Raw genomic sequence first — 19091 nt, forward strand, 5'->3', positions numbered from 1 at the left:
CTCTCCGGATTCAGCCGAGTGCCTGGCTGGTCAATGCAAATGTTCTGAATTTTCTGCCGGGGGCGATGTCGGTCTTCGGTCGGCGCATGGCGATGCCGCCGCCGACATGGGCAAGACCATTTTCGACGAGCCATGGGGCGAGACCCGTATCGGCGGTGGTGTCCACCCGCAGGAACATGCCGGGGCGCTCGGCAATGACGAAAGCGATGAGGGCCTTTGCAGTTTCAGCATTTTCTGCCACGACCGGGCCTATGACCTCACCGCGCCCGAAGGCGCGCAGGGCTGCAAAGCCCTTGAGGACGCCCTCCTGCCGGACTTCGGCAAAACGCGCTCTCGCGACAAGCGCTGCAAAGAGCGGGGTGCGGTCCGCGCCGAACGCCTGCGCATCGAGCACCGCAAGCTCCCCTGGAACGACGGTCTCGAGCCAGGCGACACCCGCCGGCTTTTCGCCAGGAACAGGAACACCCTGATGCTGGAGCACTTCCCCCGAGGCGACGAAGCCCATTTTTTCATAGAGGGGAAGGCCATCGGCCGTGGCGACCAGGCGGCATTCGCGCTTTTCGGTGGCGCCGATCGCCGCATCCATCAGACGGCGGCCAAGACCGCGCCCGCGCATTGCCTCATCCACGATCACCATATTGACGGTGGCGCAGCCATCTCCCAGCAACGTCGCCATTGCGGTTCCGACGACACGGCCGTTTTCGAGCGCGACGAAGCCATTGCTGATTGAAAGGACAAGCGCCCAGTCTTCCTTGCGATGCGGCCAACCGGCCTGGCGCGAGAGTTCGACGGCGGCGTCAAGATGGTCAGGTTGAAAGGACTGGATGTCGATGGGGCTGGCGTGCATGCCGAAACTCCGTTTGCTCTGCTGGTTCATTGATAGACTGAGGTTTGAAGAAGATTGTCCCGACAAATGGGAAGGTTCGATATGTTTCGCTGTTGCTTTTATCCGTTGCCGCATCTTATGCCGCCTGTCGTGCGCGCCTGGCGGCAAACCGGGCCGGGCGAGGAGATCCGGGTTTCTCCGCGCGCAACTCTCTGCCAAACTGGCAGCTACATACGCAACAATCTGCTTTCGCGACGGGCAATTGCGGTGCGCCGACGGGACAAAGGCTTTCTATGATCTCATTATTCCGGCCACACTCGATCCCCAATCAAGGATGACGACGACATGACCATCTTCCGCCCGAAATACATCACTTTCGATTGCTACGGTACGTTGATTAACTTTCAGATGGCCGAGGCAGCCCGCGATCTTTACGGCGACCGCCTGGATGAAGCGCAGATGCAGGAATTCATCAAGAATTTCTCTGCTTATCGTCTGGACGAGGTCATGCATGACTGGAAGCCCTACGCTGAAGTCGTTCACAACGCGCTGTCACGGACATGCAAGCGCAACGGCGTATCCTTCAAGGACGACGATGCCATCATGACCTATGAGCGCGTTCCGACCTGGGGTCCGCACGCGGATGTCCCCGCTGGTCTGGCGAAGGTCGCAAACGAAATTCCGCTCGTCATCCTGTCCAACGCCATGGATTCGCAGATCATGTCGAATGTCGCAAAGCTCGGTGCGCCGTTCCATGCCGTCTATACGGCCGAGCAGGCGCAGGCCTACAAACCGCATTTCAAGGCTTTCGAATATTTGTTCGACATGCTCGGCTGTGGTCCGGAAGACATTCTCCACGTCTCGTCCTCATTCCGTTACGACCTGATGTCGGCCCATGATCTCGGCATCAAGAACAAGGTCTGGGTCAATCGCGGGCACGAACCGGCAAACCCTTATTATGGTTATGTCGAGATCGCCGATATTTCCGGTCTCGCGGGTGTTGTCGGACTGTAAGGAAAGGACCAGGCCATGAAGCTCGTCTCCTACTGGCACGATACTGCCCCCTCTTTCGCGGGGGCGGCGGAAGGTCCTGTAGAGGGTCACTATGATGTGGCCGTCATCGGCGGCGGCTTTACCGGTCTTGGTGCCGCGCGCCAGCTCGCGAAAGCGGGCGCGCGCGTCGTTGTTCTGGAAGGGCAGCGGGTCGGCTGGGGTGCTTCCGGCCGCAATGGCGGGCACCTCAATAACGGCCTTGCCCATTCCTATCTTTCCGCCAAGGCGGAGCTTGGCAAGGAACGAGCCATTGCGCTGTACAAAGCACTGGACGCGTCAATCGACACGCTGGAGAGCCTGATCGCCGAGGAAGGTATCGACTGTAATTTCCGCCGGGCGGGCAAACTGAAAATGGCCTCGAAGCCGCAGCATTTCGAAGGGCTGGCGAGGAATTTCGAAGCTGTATACGCCGAGGTCGATCCCGATACGGCGCTTCTGTCCGCCGCCGATCTTACGACGGAAATAGGTTCGCCCTTTCATGGCGCCATGCTCTCGAAGAAGAGCGCCATGATGCATATGGGCCGTTATGTGGCAGGGCTCGCCGAAGCTGCCAGCCGTCATGGCGCGGTGATCTTCGAAAATGCGTCGGTGACGAAACACATTCAGAACGGCGGGCTTCACGAACTTGAAACCGCGCGCGGCAAGGTGACCGCGGACAATGTTTTCGTTGCGACGGGCGCTTACACGCCCTCCGGTTTCGGTTATTTTCGCCGGCGCATTATCGCCGTCGGCAGTTTCATCATCGCCACGCGGCCGCTGACGGATGCAGAAGTGAAGGCGTCGGTTCCGGGTAATCGAACCTATGTCAATTCCATGAACATCGGCAACTACTTCCGGCTGGCTCCGGATAACCGGCTGATCTTTGGCGGCCGTGCACGCTTCTCCACCACGTCGGACCAGCGTTCTGACGCCAAGAGCGGAGCGATCCTGACGGAAAGCCTCCATCGCATTTTTCCCCAGCTTTCGCATGTGCCGATAGACTATTGCTGGGGCGGACTGGTGGACATGACCAAGGACCGCTATCCGCGGGCCGGCTATCACGATGGCGTCTGGTATGCCATGGGCTATTCCGGTCACGGGGCGCAGCTTTCCACACATCTCGGCATGGTGGTGGCGGATGCCATTCTGGGGCGGCCGGACAACAACCCGCTAAAGGGGCTTGAGTGGCCGGCGGTGCCAGGTCATTTCGGCAAGCCCTGGTTCCTGCCGCTCGTGGGTTTATATTACAAGATGCTGGACAAGATACAGTAGCCGGCCGCAATTTGTGGCCGCGCCAGCCAGGCGCGGCCACTCCTTGAATGCCCCGGATGAACGGTCAACCCGCGCGCTTCAGTTGAAGGTGGGATACACCCGCTGCAACATTCACGCCGGTTCCCACTTCGGCGCTGATCGGCTGCAGGGCAAAGTTTTTGGCATTGCCGCCGATCAGCGCATTGGCGCCGACACCGACCCCGACCGACGCTCCTGCGGAAGCGCCGACATAATCACCGCTCAGCGCGCCGTCACCCACACGGCTTGCCGCCGTGTTCAGCACGATCCAGCTCGTATAGGTCTTGCCGGTCACGCCGATGTCGAGACCGAGCTTGCCGATCTTTCCCGTGTAGCGCTCAGTCTTTCCTGAGCGCTGGCGGAATTCGCAGTTCACCGCCTTGCTGGATCCGACGACGAGGCCGACGCCGCCGGCGATTTCACACGACAGCGTGCCGACACGCTCCTTCTGCGCGGTTTCCGTAGCGCGCTTGCCGTTGTGCTTCGTCTCGGCGGAAGCGAGTGGGGCAATGGCCAGCGTTGCAATTGCAGTTGCGAGAACGAGTTTTTTCATTGTCTGTCACTCCTGTTATCATTCACGAGGCGGATGCGTGGGGAAGAGGCATCCAGATAGGGATAGGGCGGCTGCCGGATCGCGAGATCCGCAATGATCGGCCGCGATGCGAAACATTCCGCGATGATCACCGCACGTTCGAAGGCAGAGAGCGTTTCAACCTCGCCCGAGAGCACAATACGGCCCTCGACCGACGTGACGGAGATTGAGCTTTTCTCCTGTCCGTCAGCATAGGCGATTACGGCCTGCAGGGCGGCGCAGAGGCTGACCTCCTGCGGAAGGCAGCTTGCCGCCGGGTTTGCTTCGCACGCAAGCATCATGGTGAAACCTCCTGCCTTGAACATGGACGGTTCACTTGAATGCTTTTTTGACGGTATCCTTCGTCTGGCCCAGCTTTTCCTGCGCCTGGCCGGCCAGTTTTTCGGCCTTGCCTTCAGCCTGAAGCTTGTCATTGCCGGTGATCTTGCCGGCTGCTTCCTTGATCGTGCCCTTTGCCTGACGGGCGATACCTTCGATACGGTTATTGTCCATGACGAACTCCTTCCATCGTTTGAGCGTGCCGCGGTTGGTAACGGCATGATGGAAAGGTAGCCCTGGAATAGTGCTCCTTGCAGAGCATTAGCTACTAGTTCAACTGGTACAAATTGACCTATTTTGCGGGTGGCGAATGTTGTTTTTCCCGGCGGCCGGCAAAACCGCGCTCCCTAGCCCAGATGACCGCCGCCGTGCGGCGGTTGACGCCGATCTTGCCGTATAGCGACGCGATATGATTGCGGATGGTATGTCTGGACAGGTTCAACCGGTCGCTCATTTCCTTGTCGCTGCATCCGTCGCAGATCAGAGACAATATCTGCTCTTCACGCTCGGTGAGATCCTTGAGCGAAGCGGAGGATGACGCCCCGCGGGAATTCTGCCTGAGCCCTGCCAGCCGTTCCACCACGGTGCGACTGAACCATGATGTATCGGCCATGACGCTCTCGATTGCCTCGATCAGTTCGTTCTCGGAGCGGCGTCGCTCCGTCACATCCTGTATCGCCCAGATGACACAGAGCTGGTCATTGATCTCGGCGCGTTCTGCAGAAACGATACATTCGGCCGCGCTGCCATCGGCAAGGTTCATGCGCAGGTTCTCGTTGCGGATCGGGATATTGTCCTTCAGCCGCTTTTCGACATCGCGCCGTGCTGCCACATCGTCCCACAATTTCAGTTCGCTCGCCGTCTTGCCCACCACCTCGGCTTCCTTGCGTCCGCACAGCGTCAGAAATGCATCGTTGACTTCTGTCAGCACGAAATCTTCAAGCCTCGAAATCGCAGCCGGTGCGGGCGAGAGTCGGAAGGATTTGAAAAAGCGCTCCTCGCTCTGGCGAAGTGCATTTTGTGCTTTCCGGCGGCCGTCGAGATCGGCGAAGGTAAAAAGCATGCACGGCTCTTCGGCAACGGCGATGGTTTCTCCCGCCACGATCACCAGCCGGTCGCCGCCGGGAATGGGGATGAGCGCCTCACGCTGGCGTATGACACGTCCTTCATGCAGGCGTTTCAGCGCATCCTCGCCGGTATCGCATTCGGAAAACAGGCCGAGTTCCTCGACGCTGATGCCGATAATATCCTCCCGGCTGAAGCCGGTCATTTCCAGAAAGCCCTGGTTGACACGAATGAAGCGCTGGTCTTCAAGCCTGCAGATGAGACCAGGTGCGGGATTTGCGTTAAAAGCACTCTCGAAACGTGCCTCCGCTTCGTAGCGCGGCGTCTCGTCACGAATGATCAGCACCAGCACATCCGGTTTCGCGCCGGCATCTTCCAGGATAAGGCCACGCACGGTGTGCACCCAGCATTCGGTTTCATCGTCACTCGGCGATATTTCCACCGTGACGTCTTCAAAGGTTTCGCCGGCAAGAAGCCGCTCAAGCGGATACTGCCCTGCTTCTAGAAGATGATTATTGCGATACCGAAGCGTGAAATTCCGCCGGTAGCTTTCGGTATCGTCGCCGAGTTCGGATACCGATTCTATGCGGTGCATCACAAGCGCCGCCCTGTTGGCCCAGGCGATTGTTCCGTCGTTTTCGAGAAGGATCAGCCCGTCGCTCAGCCCGGTTACGAGATTTTGCAATACGAGCCGGTTGATCTTGGGAATGGTCACGCTGTCGTCCATGTCGCCCCTGGCATCTAGAAACTTTATGCCTTTATAACGCCAAGTTCCGCCAAGTGTTGCAAGGCACGGATAGACGACACGATAACGCGCCGCTTGACCGCGATAAGCGCGCCGGAATCGGATGGTGCGGATTTGTTGGCTGTCCGTCATCCCGTCACCTCAAGGTTCATTTTCGCCCCCTGCAAACGCGGCGGTGATCACTTGCTTATGGGCGCGCGCATCGGACATACTGCCTCTTGAACCACAGATGCCAAGGGCGAGACAACGCCAGAGACTTGAAGCTGGATCGCGCAGCCATCCGAGAAGATTGAGCCATGAATACCCGATTCCTCGAAACCTTTCTCTGGGCTGCCCGATTGAGCAGCTTTTCGGCAGCCGCGGAACGCTTGCACACGACCCAGGCATCTGTTTCAAACCGCATCGCCGCGCTGGAGCGGGAGCTTGGCGTCGTCCTGTTCACGCGTGATGTGCGCTGCGTCAACCTGACTCCCGCCGGTCGTCTGGCGCTGCAACATGCCGAAAAGATCGTCAATCTCACCGGCGAATTCCGGCAAATCGTCAGCAATCGGGAAGCGCTGAGGGGGACGGTGAGGATCGGTGCTGCCGATACGATCGTGTATGCCTGGCTGCCGCTTCTCATCCGCCGCATGAACGAGCAATATCCCGGCGTCAGTCTGGATCTGACAATCGATACCAGCCTGAAACTCTCCCAGCGTATCCAGAACGGCGAGGTGGATGTCGGCTTCATCATGGGGCCGATCATGGCTGCTGACATCTATAACTCACCGCTTTGCACCTTCGAATCCTGCTGGGTGGGCGCGGTCGAACTGCCGCTGCCGGAAACCGGCGTGACGCTTGAAGATATCGCGCATTTTCCGTTGCTTACCTTCTCCACCGGCTCGCAGCCGCATCAGGCGTTGCGGGCGCTTCTGGATTCGCACGGCCTGTCCGACAGCCGCATTTATAATTCGAATTCACTGTCGATCATGACACGCCTCGTGGCCACGGCCGTCGGCGTCGGTGCGCTGCCGCGTGTCTTGGTGGACGGCATCATCAAATCTGGCGAAGCGCGTATTCTCGACATCACGCCATCGGTGCCGCCCCTGACCTTTCACACGGTTTACCAGGAGCGAGGCGACAATGCGCTCGCCCGCGCGATCGCCGACATGGCGACGGAGATCGTCAGTGAAACCACGATTCAATGGATGACCGCCGCAGCTTAATTTTTATGCTGCATTGCAAGATGATTAATCTATAAGCTTATCTTATGGGTTTCGATAGAGTTTTTCCGTTTGTCACGAAAACAGTTCCCGTTCTTAATTCTCCTCGCAACATGAGAGGAGAGCAACGTGAAAGTCTCACTTGTTCAAATGAATACCCAGAATGACAAGGCAGAGAACCTGAAGGTTGCTGCCGATTTGATTGAGAAGGCAGTCAAGGCGGACAATCCTGACCTTGTTGTTCTTCCTGAATACTTCGCATTTCTTGGAGATAATCCTCGGGAGATGCATGAAAGCGGCGAGGAATTTCCTGGCGGTGAAATCTATACGCTGCTTTCGGGGCTCGCGAAGAAGCATGCCATAACGCTCCATGCCGGCTCCATCGTCGAGAAGGAAGGCAACCGCTTCTATAATTCGACCCTCGTTTTCGGCCCTGATGGCAAGCAGATCGCCCGTTATCGCAAGATTCACCTGTTCGACGTCGATACGCCGAACGGCATCAGCTACCGCGAATCCGATTCCGTCGCCCGCGGCGAAGAGGTCGTAACCTATAAGGTTGGCGACAAGACGGTCGGTTGCGGCATCTGCTACGATATCCGCTTCCCGGAACTGTTTCGTGCGCTGCGGGACAAGGGCGCGGACGTCATCGTTCTGCCGGCTGCATTCACGCTGATGACGGGGAAGGACCATTGGGAAGTGCTGGCCCGCGCCCGCGCCGTCGAGACGCAGACCTATTTCCTTGCCGTCGGACAGATCGGCACCCATGCGGGTGGAAAGAAAGCCTGCTGGGGACATTCCATGGTCATCGATCCGTGGGGTCACATCGTCGCGCAATGCTCCGACACTGTCGGGACAGCCGGCGCTGCTCTCGACTTCGACTATTCGGCCAAGGTGCGCGCCAACGTGCCGGTGGCGAACCACCACGTTCTCTGATCGGAGAAAGACCCAATGTTTATCGTCAACCCCATGCCGGAACAGATCGGCCCCGACATCATCGAACTTCTTGAAAAGGTCGAAGTCGCCACGATCGGCCATGTGCTCCATTCCGGTTTCGTCGATCCTGAAATCCGGGCGGTCCTTCCGGGCAAGCGCGTGGCGGGCACCGCCGTCACGCTTCGCATCCCGAATGCGGATTCGACCATGCTGCACTACCTGACGCAACTCGTGCGTCCGGGCGATATCGTTCTCATCGACCGTTGCGGTGATACCCGCCACGCCTGCTGGGGCGGCGTCATCACCAACACCATGAAGATGGCCGGTGTCAAAGCCGGTGTCGTCGATGGTCCGGCGACCGATTTTTCGGAGTTCACCAAGGTGGACATGCCCATGTGGTGCCGCGGCCCGTCGCCGATCACCACGAAGATCCTCGGTCTGGAAGGCGCGATCAATATTCCGATCAGCGTTGGCGGCCAGGTGATCAATCCGGGTGATGCGATCCTGTGCGATGAGAGCGGCGTGGTCGCCCTTCATCCGAGCCAGGCTCGCGCCATGGCGGAGCGCGCCATCGGCATGCAGGAAGCCGAGATCGTGCTTCTGGAGCGCCTGCGCAACGGCGAGAAGCTGCCGGATATTTCGGGCGCCAACAAATTCGTCCAGGCCAAGCTCAGCGCCTGACACAGGCTTACGGGTGGCGGATCCGTTCGCCACTCCCAATAACAATAGAGGAGAACAGGACAATGAAGAAAACGATACTTCTGAGTGGGATTCTCATGCTCGGTGCGGCTGCCCTGCCGGCGCAGGCCCAGCAGACCGTGACGTTCCTCGGCTATAGCGGCCTTTTCCAGGAGCGTTACACGAAGGCCGTCATCGAGCCTTTCATGGCCGCCAACCCTGACATCAAGGTCGAATATTTCCCGCAGCAGGGTTCTGCCGCCATGCTCGGCGCGCTGCGCGCCCAGAAAGCTGCTCCACAATCCGATATCGCGCTGATGGATGTCTCTGTTGCCAAAACCGGCACGGATGAAGGCCTGTTTGACAAGATCGATGAAAGCGTGACGAAGAATGTCGCCGACCTTTATCCGAACGCCCGCTTCGAAGGTGTGGCCGGTGTTGGCGTGACTTTCGACAATCTGGTTCTCATTTACAATACCGATGCGGTCAAGACCGCCCCGGATAGCTGGAATGCCCTGAAGGACAGCGCATTCAAGGGCAAGGTCGCCATGCTGAGCGCCCCTGACATCGTCGGCATCGGCACCACGATCATCATGGATCACATGAATGGCGGCACTGATTTCATCAAGAACATCGATGCCGGCATCAAGGCCATGGCGGAAGTGGCGCCGAACGTTCAGACCTGGGAACCGAAACCGGAAGTCTATCCGAATGTCGTCAATGGCCAGGTATCGCTGGGCGTGGGCTGGAACGCCCGCAGCCAGGTGAACGCCGATGGTTCCAAGGGCAAGATGAAGGTCGTTCTTCCGAAGGAAGGTACGATCCTCCAGATCAATACGCTCAACCTCGTCAAAGGAGGCCCTTCGTCCGAGGCGGCCCGCAAGTTCGTCGATTATGCATTGAGCCCGGAAGCCCAGGCCGCCTTCACCGCCGCCATGTATTATGCGCCGACCAATGCCAAGGCCACGGTGGCTGCCGATGTCAGCGATCGCACGGTCGTCAAGGCGATGGACAAGGTCATTCCGGTTGACTGGATCGGCCTCTCGAAGGTTCGTGACCAGATCACGCAGGACTGGCGTCGCAAGGTCATTCCGCTCAGCCGCTGAGGCTTTTCGCGCCTGGCGCGAGCAATGGCAAGACTTCCGCACCCCTTGTCGGCTGCGGAAGCAGCATACCAAACCTTTCGGCTCATCTTCCCCATCGACGCTCGGATCGGTGCCGAGGTGGGTCGGCGCGCAAGGGACAGGACATGTTCAAGACGCCAAGTGTCTGACATGCTCTGGAGAAAGGCAAAAAGCCAGAATGGGAACTTCAGACATCATGCAGCCAGGATTTCTCTCAATTCGTTCGCTGACCAAGCGCTATGAAACCATGGTCGCCGTGGATAATCTCAATCTCGAGATACCCAAGGGCGAACTGGTCGCCTTTCTCGGTCCGTCCGGCTGCGGCAAGTCGACGTCGCTGCGCATGATTGCCGGGCTTGCCCCGGTGACGTCGGGTTCGATCCTGATCGATGGCAAGGACGTAACCCGGCTTGAGCCCTACAAGCGTGATATTGGCCTTGTTTTTCAGAGCTATGCGCTGTTCCCGCATATGACGGTTCTCAAGAACGTCATGTTCGGTCTTGAAATGCGCAAGGTGCCGGCTGCGGAAGCGGAACGGCGTGCCCGTGAGGCAATCGCCATGGTGCGTCTGGAAGGGCGCGAGGACCGCCGACCGGCCCAGCTTTCCGGCGGCCAGCAGCAGCGTGTCGCACTGGCACGTGCTCTCGTCATCCAGCCCTCCATTCTCCTGTTCGACGAGCCTCTTTCCAATCTCGACGCCAAGCTGCGCGACGAGATGCGCTCTGAAATACGCCGTATCCAGAAACAGCTCGGCATCACTTCGATCTTCGTCACCCATGATCAGGTGGAGGCGCTCAGCATGTGCGACAAGGTCGCCGTTCTCAATGGCGGGCGTCTGGAACAGCTCGGCACGCCGCACGACCTCTACGAGCGCCCGGCGACGGCATTCGTCGCCTCTTTCGTCGGCCGCACCAACCGCCTGGTCGGAAACGCGGTCGGCGATCACATCACGGTCGGTGATGCGGTATTGCGGGCGCCCGGTTCGCACAACGGCAAGATCGACCTTATGGTCCGGCCGCATCGCATGGCCATGACGGTGGCCGGTGACGTCGCGCCCGATTTCGAGGGAGCACCGGTCAATCGTATCACCGGTGAAGTCCGCGATGTCTATTATGCCGGTGACATCCTCCATTACGAGATCGCCGCGGGCGGCCAGACGCTGTCCGTAGAGCGTGCCACATCAGGCGGCGAAACGCCGGTGGCGGCGGGCAGCGCGGTCAGCCTCGTCTGGCGCGTGGAGGACACGCTGGTCTTCGGAGCAAACCAATGACAGCGGCGGTCATGATCACGGCTCCCGGCAGCCGTACATCCTCCATGGTGTTTCTCGCAACGCTTCTTCTCGGGCCGATCATTGCGGTCAACGGCCTTGCCTTTGTGATGCCGGTCTTCAACCTGCTCCTGCTTTCTTTCCGCGAAAGCATCGGCGGCGGCGGTCTTGGCGAAGCCCACACACTCGACAACTGGACATCGACGCTGACCGACGGTTTTTATATCGAACTGATCGGCGAGAGCATTCTGACCAGCCTCTTGATCACCGTCCTCACGCTCATCGCTTCCTATCCCATCGCGCTCTATCTTCACCGGGCGCAGGGTCGCTGGAAGACGCTGCTGCTGGTACTGGTCATCTCGCCGCTTTTGACCTCGGCCGTGGTGCGTACCTATGGCTGGATCGCGATCCTTGCCGATGACGGCCTCATCAACAATATCCTCTTCGCATTCGGTGCGGAAAGCGGTGTGCGGCTGCTGTTCAACAAGGTCGGCGTTGTCATCGGTCTCACCGAAATCTTGATGCCCTATATGATCCTGGCGCTGCTTGCCGGTTTTGGCAGGCTCGATCCGCGTGTCGAGGAGGCGGCCGAAACACTCGGCGCATCGCCCTGGAAGGTGTTCTGGCGCATCATCGTGCCGCTCACCATGCCTGGTGTCGCGCTCGGTTGCCTGCTCTCTTTCGTCCTCGCCGTCAGTTCGTTCATCACCCCCAAGCTGCTTGGCGGCGGGCGTGTCTTCCTTCTGGCGACGGAAATTTACGATCAGGCCATCGTGACGCTCAACTGGCCGCTCGCTGCGACGTTGTCGATGATCATTCTCGTGATCTTCGGTGCAGCTCTGGTGCTTTATTCCCGGCTTCTGCGGGCCATTCTTTAGGGGAGATCGAAGATGGAAGAACGTCCCGTTCCACTGGCGCTGAAAATCGTCGCCTTCATCATGTTCCTTTTTCTGCTGGCGCCCGTGGTGCTCGTGGTGCCGATCTCGTTTTCGGCCGATAGCTACATGGCTTTCCCGCCTTCGGGCTGGAGCCTGCGCTGGTATGTGGATCTCATGCATAATTCGAAGATGATGGGAGCGCTGGGCACCAGCACCCTTCTCGCCATCATCGTCACCGTGCTGTCCATGCTGATCGCCCTGCCGGCCTCGTATGCCATCGTTCGCATGCGGGTCATCGGCGCGGACGCGCTTCTCGCCTTCTTCACCGCGCCGCTGCTGCTGCCGACAATCGTTCTCGGCCTTGCGATCCTCATCGTCTTTGCCGGTGCCGGTCTGCTCGGCACCTTCACCGGTCTGGTGATCGCGCATCTCATCATCGTGCTGCCTTATGCGCTGCGTGTGCTTACCACCTCGCTTGCCGGCCTGCCGCTGATCTTCGAAGAGGCCGCCTCCACCCTGGGCGCATCGCCGCTCACGGTTTTCCGCCGCGTGACCATGCCGATGATTGCGCCGGGTGTCGTGGCGACGGCGGCGCTTTCCTTTTTGGTGTCGTTCGATGAAGCCGTGATTTCGCTGTTTCTCACGGGTCCGCGCATCACCACGCTTCCGGTCGCCATGTATCAGCATGTGGAGACCCAGGCGGATCCGCTTGTTGCGGCCATTTCCGTTCTCTTGATCGTGCTCACACTTGCCGTCGTCTTCATCGTTGACCGCACGGCGGGCCTGACAAAGACTTTTGTGAAATAAAGTTGCGGGGTCGCCGGCCGGTGCCGGCTGCCCCTGATTGGCAAAAGCGAAGATTTCATTCCCGTTTATCAACACCGCTGCTGCATCGGTGCGACTCGTCACGCCTGTTGATCTCGCTTTGAACGACGAAGGCAAAGGTAAGCCCATGGCCGAGACCCCCTCCACGGAATTTGATGTCGCCGTCATTGGCGCCGGTGTCGTCGGTTGCGCGGTCGCCCGCCGTTTCGCACTTTCCGGTGCGAAGGTGGTGGTGATCGAAAAAGGCCCCGACATCCTGTCCGGCGCCTCCAAGGCCAATAGCGCCATCCTCCATACCGGTTTCGATGCGCCGGAAGGCAGCCTGGAGCTGGAACTGGTGAAGGCAGGCCGGGCGGAATATCTCTCCATTCATGGCCGGATGGGCCTCAGCATCGTCGAAACGGGCGCACTGGTCTGCGCCTGGAACCCGGGCGAAGCGGAAAAACTGCAGGCGATCGCCGAACAGGGGCGGCGCAATGGCATTGCCGGGCTTGAGTTACGCACGGCCGAAAAGGCCCGTGAAGCCATGCCGGGCCTGTCCGGCCGCCTTGTCGCCGCACTTGACGTTCCGGGCGAACATATCATCGATCCCTGGTCCGCGCCGCTCGGCTATCTCACGCAGGCGGTGGCGCTGGGTGCCCAGCTGCTGCGCAACGCGGAGGTCCTGTCCGGTGCATTCGACGGCGTGTGGCAGATAGAGACGACGGCAGGCACTCTATTTGCCGCCAGCGTCGTCAATGCCGCCGGGCTGTTCGGAGATATCATCGACGCACGTCTGGGATTTCCGCCCGACTTCACCATCAAGCCCCGCAAGGGGCAGTTCGTGGTGCTTGATAAGGCTGCCCGCCGGCATGTGCCGCGCATTGTTCTGCCCGTTCCGACCGAAATTACCAAGGGCATCGTGGTGTGCCCGACCGCCTTCGGCAACGTTCTTGTCGGTCCGACGGCGGAAGAGCAGGAAGATCGCGAACGCGCGACGGTCGAGACGGCGACGCTGGAAGGACTGCTGGAACGCGGTGCGGAGATCGTTCCCGCGCTGGCCTCCGTTTCCGTGACCGCTGTTTATGCCGGCCTGCGCCCGGCCTCTGAAAAGAAGCACTACCGTATTTCCACCCGGCCAGACCGGCGGGCGATCACGCTCGGCGGCATTCGCTCCACGGGCCTCAGTGCCGCGCTCGGACTGGCGCAGCATGCGCTGAGGCTTCACGAAGGTTTCGGTACGCGCTTTAACCCGCCATCCTCAATCCCTGAAGTGACGATGCCCAATCTGACCGAAACCTGCGGGCGGGACTGGCAGCGTGCCGATCACGGCGAAATCGTCTGTCATTGCGAACTCGTCACCCGCCGGGAAATCGAGGCGACATTTTTGAGCGCGGTGCCACCCGGCGATTTCGGAGGCTTGCGGCGGCGTACCCGCGCCGGCATGGGGCGCTGTCAGGGCTTTTATTGTAACGCGCGGTTGGCCGCGATGAGCGGCGACCGTCTGGCAACGCCGCTTTCCGTCCGCGAGGGAGCGGACCTATGAGCGCCGGGGAGCCGTTTCAGCGCGTGCATCAAAACCTTGAGAATGCAGATGTCATCGTGGTCGGCGGCGGTCCGGCGGGCGTGGCTGCGGCGCTGGAACTGAAAGCGCGCGGTATTGCCCCCGTGATGATCCTCGACCGTGAACCCGCTCTTGGCGGCGCGACCCGGCATTGCGTGCATTCTCCCTTTGGCATGCGCGAATTCGGACGTGTCTATTTCGGCCCGGCTTATGCGCAACGCCTGCAGTGGCAGGCGCAGGAAGCGGGTATCGATATCCGCACCGGTCATTCCGTCGTCGAACTGGGGCAGGATGGGACGCTGCTGGTGACATCGGCACGCGGCGTCGAGACACTGAAGGCCCGGCGTATCGTGCTGGCCACGGGCGCGCGGGAAAAACCACGCTCCGCGCGGCTTCTGCCCGGTGACAGGCCGGTGGGCGTCCTCACTACCGGCACGCTGCAAGCCTATGTCGCCTTTCACGGCATCATGCCATTTCGCCGGCCGCTGATCGTCGGTTCGGAACTGGTTTCCTTTTCTGCGCTTTTGACCTGCCTAACGCATCATGCCCGGCCGGTAGCGATGATCGAGCCGGAGCCTTATCCACTCGCGCGGTGGCCTTTTCGATGCTTCCCGCCGGTTGTTGGGGTGCCCTTTCATTGTGGCGCCGCACTCACGGATATCCGCGGACGCGGCCGGGTCGAGGAGGCGGATATCCGTCTGGTGGATGGTCGTATCCTGACAGTTCAATGCGATGGTGTTCTGCTCACCGGGCGGTTCACGCCGGAGGCGGCGCTTCTCGATGCATCCCCGGTGGAGGTGGCGGCAGGCAGTGCCGGGCCGTTGATCGACCAGGACGGGCGAATGGCCAATCCGATCTTCTTCGCCGGCGGAAATGTCTTGCGGGCCGTGGAAACGGGCGGCTGGGCGTTTCGCGAAGGCCGTCGGGTTGGCGTGGCGGTGGCCGACGATCTCGCCCGGGCACCCTGCAGCGCGCCGGGCGTTCTCGTCACGTTCGCTGAACCGCTCAAGCTGGTAGTCCCCGCCATGCTGCGGCCTGGCGGGCTTGAACGACCGGCTTTTCGCGACTTCCAGCTTCGTTTCACCAGACGCGTTCGAGGCATGCTTTCGCTTCGTCTCGATGGAAAGGAAGTGTGGAGCAAGACCGGCCAGTGGTTCCCTGAACGCCGTGTGCTTGTGCCCATTCCCGCTGCGGCGTTTGAAGCGGCTCAGATTTCCTTTCATTTTCAGGAGACCAGTTGATGCGCATTGCGGCGATCGACCAGGGGACGACGTCAACCCGGTGCCTTGTGGTGATCGATGGCGGCACGGCGGAGGTTGTGGCCAGCCGGCGTCACACACAATTTTACCCCGCCGCCAATCATGTTGAGCATGATCCGGAAGAACTGCTTGTTAATATCCGCGCGGTGCTCGCCGCCGCCGGGCCGGTGGACGCCATCGCCATCGCCAATCAGGGCGAAAGTTGTCTGGCGTGGGATGCCGTCAGCGGTGAGGCGCTGTCGCCGGTCATCGTCTGGCAGGATGCCCGCACCGCCCAAACGCTGGCCGCCCTGCCGCCCTCGGCAACACATCTTTCGAAAGAGATTTGCGGGCTGCCGCTTGATCCGTATTTTTCGGCCAGCAAACTGGCCTGGCTGGTCAGGCACAATCCGGCAGTGGCAGAGGCGAAGGCAGCCGGGCGTTTGCGGCTGGGCACCACCGACGCGTTCTTTCTGGACCGGCTGACGAGCAGTTTCCGCACCGACCTTGCGACGGCGTCGCGCACGGGGCTGCTGGATCTTTCAACCGGAGACTGGAGTCCGGAGCTCTGCGCGCTGCATGGCGTGACGATGGATTGCCTGCCCAAGGTCGGCCCTGTCGACGGCGGTTTCGGTTCGATCGAGGGAACGCCCATCCGCGTTTCCATCGTTGATCAGCAGGCCGCACTTTATGGCCACGGCTGCCGCACGGCAGGCGATTGCAAGATAACTTTCGGAACGGGGGCGTTTCTGTTGTCCGTTGCCGGTAACGGGCGCCCATCGACGGGAGAGCTTCTGCCAACAATTGCCTGGCAGATGCAGGGCGCGCCCGCCGTTTTCGCCATTGAAGGCGGCGTCTATGATGCCGGCGCGGCGGTCGAATGGGCGAAAAAGATTGGCCTCTACGCTGAAAATGCCGAACTCGATTGGTTTGAGGGGCCATCGGCCATTCGCCGTGGTCTCGCGTTCGTACCCGCGTTTTCGGGCCTTGCCGCGCCTTATTGGGACAGACACGCGGTGCCGCTGTTCATTGGTATGAACCACGCCACCGAGCGGAGTGACATGGTGCGCGCGGTGCTGGAAGGTATTGCCCTGCTGACGGCGCGGCTGATCGAAGCTGCATCGGCTGTTGCTCCCATAGGCGACACGATCTCCATCGATGGCGGCCTGTCGAACAGCCGCTATTTTGTCCGCTTTCTGGCAGCAGCCAGCGGCCGGACCATTTGCGTGCCGGCCATGCGCGAGTTGACGGCGCTAGGGCTGGCCGAACTGTGCGGCATTGATGTCGCCGCCATGCGGCGCGAGACCGAGATATTCGCGCCCGATGGATCGGTCGGCGCCGAAGATCACGCCCGGTTCGCACGCGCCATAGACAATGCCCGCTGCTGGGGGCGATAAGGCGCCTTGGCAACCGCTGTCACGCTTCCCTTGGCGTAGAGGGAGCAGTGGGTGGATTGAACAGGCGACAAAGGCGACGAAATTTGATAAATTACAAGTCGGCCGGTTGCTGTTTGACGCACGGGTGAAAGTCGCCGGGCGTTCCCATACTGCAAGCCGGATCATGGCGCAGGAGGAGAAGTGCTATGACGGCATTCCATGTCATGGCCGGTGCGAGTGGCGAATTTGCCCGCCCGGAAGTCCGCAAGATTGGTATTGCAGATATAGCCGACGCGTTAAGGCTGGGACTGGAGGACTTTAAGGAAAAGCCGTCCCATTATTTTTTTCTCTGTCTCATGTATCCGATCGCCGGTGTTTTCATGGTGATGTGGAGTGCCGGCGCTAATATGCTGCCGCTGATCTATCCCCTGATGTCGGGTTTTGCACTGATTGGCCCAGTCGCGGCGATCGGCCTCTATGAAATCAGTCGAAGGCGCGAACAGGGGTTGGATAGTTCGTGGCGGCACGCGCTGGAGGTTCGTCACTCTCCGGCACTGCCGTCGATCATCGCGGTCGCCGTCATGCTGCTTGCGCTTTTCGCTGTCTGGCTGATTGTTGCGCAGCACATCTACACCGTGAATTTCGAGGCGGCCGCTCCGGTTTCGCTCTCCGCCTTTCTCTCCGATGTATTGATAACGCCGCAGGGGCTCTCTCTCGTCATCTGGGGCAATCTGGCTGGTTTCGTTTTTGCCGTCATCGTGCTGGCGACAACGGTGGTGACGTTTCCTCTGCTGCTTGATCGGGATGTCGGCGCGGTCGCGGCGGTGGATGCAAGCATCCGTGCCACGCTTGTCAACCCGGTTCCGGTGGCGCTATGGGGCTTGATTGTCGCTGCGCTGCTCGTTCTCGGGACGATCCCGGCATTCGTCGGTTTAGCGGTTGTCGTGCCCGTTCTCGGCCATTCTACTTGGCACCTTTATCGGAAAATGATCGTCCCCGATTATTCCAGCCGTGTGTCTTGAATTTATCAAGTAACCCTGTCGTGCCGTTCTTGCGGCAATGACGGGCAACCTTCGAAAGCGGCGGTTCGTGAGATCGGCGCACCACATTCAGGATTTTGGAAGCAGCACGCCAACGGCAAATTCTTCCTCAGTTGCCGTGTGGCCGGCCTGTGTCTTGCGGTATTCGCTGGGCGTAAAACCGCGCTCGGTTCGAAGCGTACGGGAAAGATGGGGTGCGTCGCAAAAGCCGGTGGCAAGCGAGATCTGGGTGATGGGGTCGTGCGTGGTGCGCAGGAGCGAGAGCGCCCGGTCGAGACGGAGCTCCAGATAGACCTTGGATGGTGTGGCCTTCAGATCATTGAGGAAACGCCGCTCGAGGCTGCGGCGGCCAAGGCCGAGGTCGCTTGCCAGTTCCAGCACGGTCTTGGGAACCTCGATATTCTGCTGCATCCGCAGGATCGCTTTTTTGACAAGGGGATCGCTGGCCTTACGTGTGCTCTGCTGGCCCGGCTGGGGTTTCTCACCGCTCAGCGCGCTGTCGATCATCATGATGTTTAGGCTCTTGATGGCGGCGGATTGGCCGACATGGCGCTCGACGAGGAAAGCCGCCAGATGCGCGGCACCATGGCCGCCCGAACAGGTCAGCCGGTCGCGGTCGATGACGAAGATCTGGTCGGAGATCATCTGAACCGTATCGAAACGGTCGAGAAAATCCTGGTGGTGGAACCAGCTTACGCAACAGCGATAGCCATCGAGCAGCCCCGCTTCGTGGAGGATGAAGACGCCGGTGCAGAGGCCAACAATCGGAACGCCTGCCGTTGCGCGGTCTTTCAGGAAGCGCAGTGCTTCCGGCGGCAGGGCGCTATGATCGCTGATCAATCCGCCGACCACGACGATGTAGTCGTAGTGACCGGCATCGCTCAGCCGCGTATCCGGCTGCACTTTCACGCCGCAGCTCGACTGCACGCTGCCGAGCGTTGCGGAGAGCACCGACCATTCGCAGAGGATGGGTCGGGAGCGGTCCGCCTCATCGGCGGCAAGGCGCAACACGTCGACGAAATTCGCAAAGGCTGACAGCGTGAAGCGGTCGGCAAGCAGGAAGGCGACGCTAAGGCGTTTTTTGGCGACGTGCGATTTCATGACGCAAATATTCATGCA

General features: G+C 60.3%; 19 protein-coding genes. 13 read left to right on the plus strand and 6 right to left on the minus strand.

All coding sequences use genetic code 11. The features are described 5' to 3' along the window. Positions 1 to 10 precede the first annotated feature (10 nt). The gene (locus BLU28_RS11320; RefSeq protein ID WP_064263545.1) at positions 11 to 847 is read right to left on the minus strand and encodes a GNAT family N-acetyltransferase; all 837 of its coding nucleotides are present in this window, start codon (positions 845 to 847) and stop codon (positions 11 to 13) included. A gap of 324 nt (positions 848 to 1171) precedes the next feature. Here BLU28_RS11320 and BLU28_RS11325 point away from each other — a divergent pair, with 324 nt between their 5' ends. Beyond that, positions 1172 to 1840 (plus strand): haloacid dehalogenase type II, encoded by a 669-nt coding sequence (locus BLU28_RS11325; RefSeq protein WP_035206927.1) that lies wholly within the window; start codon positions 1172 to 1174, stop codon positions 1838 to 1840. Positions 1841 to 1855: 15 nt separating this feature from the next. Beyond that, entirely contained in the window at positions 1856 to 3130 is a 1275-nt protein-coding gene (locus BLU28_RS11330; protein ID WP_077985669.1) for an NAD(P)/FAD-dependent oxidoreductase, read from the plus strand. Between the two features lie 64 nt (positions 3131 to 3194). Here the strand turns inward: BLU28_RS11330 and BLU28_RS11335 are convergent, their stop codons facing one another. The 4 genes from BLU28_RS11335 to BLU28_RS11350 form a co-directional block, all read right to left on the minus strand. Beyond that, positions 3195 to 3701, minus strand: a complete 507-nt coding sequence (locus BLU28_RS11335; RefSeq protein WP_077985668.1) for a DUF992 domain-containing protein — start codon at positions 3699 to 3701, stop codon at positions 3195 to 3197. Next, on the minus strand, positions 3698 to 4045 hold the full coding sequence (locus tag BLU28_RS11340; RefSeq protein ID WP_006698410.1) for a BON domain-containing protein: 348 nt from the start codon (positions 4043 to 4045) through the stop codon (positions 3698 to 3700). The genes BLU28_RS11335 and BLU28_RS11340 overlap by 4 nt, the downstream gene beginning before the upstream one ends. A gap of 7 nt (positions 4046 to 4052) precedes the next feature. Further along, entirely contained in the window at positions 4053 to 4232 is a 180-nt protein-coding gene (locus BLU28_RS11345; RefSeq protein ID WP_004445431.1) for a CsbD family protein, read from the minus strand. A gap of 118 nt (positions 4233 to 4350) precedes the next feature. Next, positions 4351 to 5850, minus strand: coding sequence for a helix-turn-helix transcriptional regulator (locus tag BLU28_RS11350; protein ID WP_044459216.1), 1500 nt, complete (start codon positions 5848 to 5850; stop codon positions 4351 to 4353). A 314-nt stretch (positions 5851 to 6164) separates the two neighbouring features. Here BLU28_RS11350 and BLU28_RS11355 point away from each other — a divergent pair, with 314 nt between their 5' ends. From BLU28_RS11355 to BLU28_RS11405, 11 genes are all read left to right on the plus strand, one after another. Further along, the gene (locus BLU28_RS11355) at positions 6165 to 7073 is read left to right on the plus strand and encodes a LysR family transcriptional regulator (RefSeq protein ID WP_004445429.1); all 909 of its coding nucleotides are present in this window, start codon (positions 6165 to 6167) and stop codon (positions 7071 to 7073) included. Positions 7074 to 7220: 147 nt separating this feature from the next. Further along, positions 7221 to 8003, plus strand: a complete 783-nt coding sequence (locus tag BLU28_RS11360) for a carbon-nitrogen hydrolase family protein (RefSeq protein ID WP_006698408.1) — start codon at positions 7221 to 7223, stop codon at positions 8001 to 8003. Between the two features lie 15 nt (positions 8004 to 8018). Then, entirely contained in the window at positions 8019 to 8684 is a 666-nt protein-coding gene (locus BLU28_RS11365) for an RraA family protein (RefSeq protein ID WP_006698407.1), read from the plus strand. A 62-nt stretch (positions 8685 to 8746) separates the two neighbouring features. Further along, the gene (locus BLU28_RS11370) at positions 8747 to 9787 is read left to right on the plus strand and encodes an ABC transporter substrate-binding protein (protein ID WP_064263450.1); all 1041 of its coding nucleotides are present in this window, start codon (positions 8747 to 8749) and stop codon (positions 9785 to 9787) included. A gap of 214 nt (positions 9788 to 10001) precedes the next feature. After that, the gene (locus BLU28_RS11375) at positions 10002 to 11075 is read left to right on the plus strand and encodes an ABC transporter ATP-binding protein (RefSeq protein ID WP_077985898.1); all 1074 of its coding nucleotides are present in this window, start codon (positions 10002 to 10004) and stop codon (positions 11073 to 11075) included. Continuing rightward, complete coding sequence (locus BLU28_RS11380; protein ID WP_064263449.1) at positions 11072 to 11950, plus strand: ABC transporter permease; 879 nt, start codon at positions 11072 to 11074, stop codon at positions 11948 to 11950. The genes BLU28_RS11375 and BLU28_RS11380 overlap by 4 nt, the downstream gene beginning before the upstream one ends. 12 nt (positions 11951 to 11962) lie before the next feature. After that, positions 11963 to 12757 (plus strand): ABC transporter permease, encoded by a 795-nt coding sequence (locus tag BLU28_RS11385; protein ID WP_037091359.1) that lies wholly within the window; start codon positions 11963 to 11965, stop codon positions 12755 to 12757. Positions 12758 to 12902: 145 nt separating this feature from the next. Next, on the plus strand, positions 12903 to 14300 hold the full coding sequence (locus tag BLU28_RS11390; RefSeq protein ID WP_064263541.1) for an NAD(P)/FAD-dependent oxidoreductase: 1398 nt from the start codon (positions 12903 to 12905) through the stop codon (positions 14298 to 14300). Further along, positions 14297 to 15559, plus strand: a complete 1263-nt coding sequence (locus tag BLU28_RS11395) for an NAD(P)/FAD-dependent oxidoreductase (protein WP_064263447.1) — start codon at positions 14297 to 14299, stop codon at positions 15557 to 15559. The genes BLU28_RS11390 and BLU28_RS11395 overlap by 4 nt, the downstream gene beginning before the upstream one ends. Next, positions 15559 to 16953, plus strand: coding sequence for an FGGY family carbohydrate kinase (locus BLU28_RS11400; protein WP_022562856.1), 1395 nt, complete (start codon positions 15559 to 15561; stop codon positions 16951 to 16953). Before BLU28_RS11395 ends, BLU28_RS11400 begins: the two co-directional genes overlap by 1 nt. A 185-nt stretch (positions 16954 to 17138) precedes the next feature. Then, the gene (locus tag BLU28_RS11405) at positions 17139 to 17954 is read left to right on the plus strand and encodes a DUF2189 domain-containing protein (RefSeq protein ID WP_064263446.1); all 816 of its coding nucleotides are present in this window, start codon (positions 17139 to 17141) and stop codon (positions 17952 to 17954) included. An 87-nt stretch (positions 17955 to 18041) separates the two neighbouring features. Here the strand turns inward: BLU28_RS11405 and BLU28_RS11410 are convergent, their stop codons facing one another. Next, positions 18042 to 19088 (minus strand): GlxA family transcriptional regulator, encoded by a 1047-nt coding sequence (locus tag BLU28_RS11410; protein WP_022562854.1) that lies wholly within the window; start codon positions 19086 to 19088, stop codon positions 18042 to 18044. Positions 19089 to 19091: the final 3 nt, after the last annotated feature.

This window comes from Agrobacterium pusense (assembly GCF_900102105.1).
Lineage (GTDB): Bacteria > Pseudomonadota > Alphaproteobacteria > Rhizobiales > Rhizobiaceae > Agrobacterium > Agrobacterium pusense.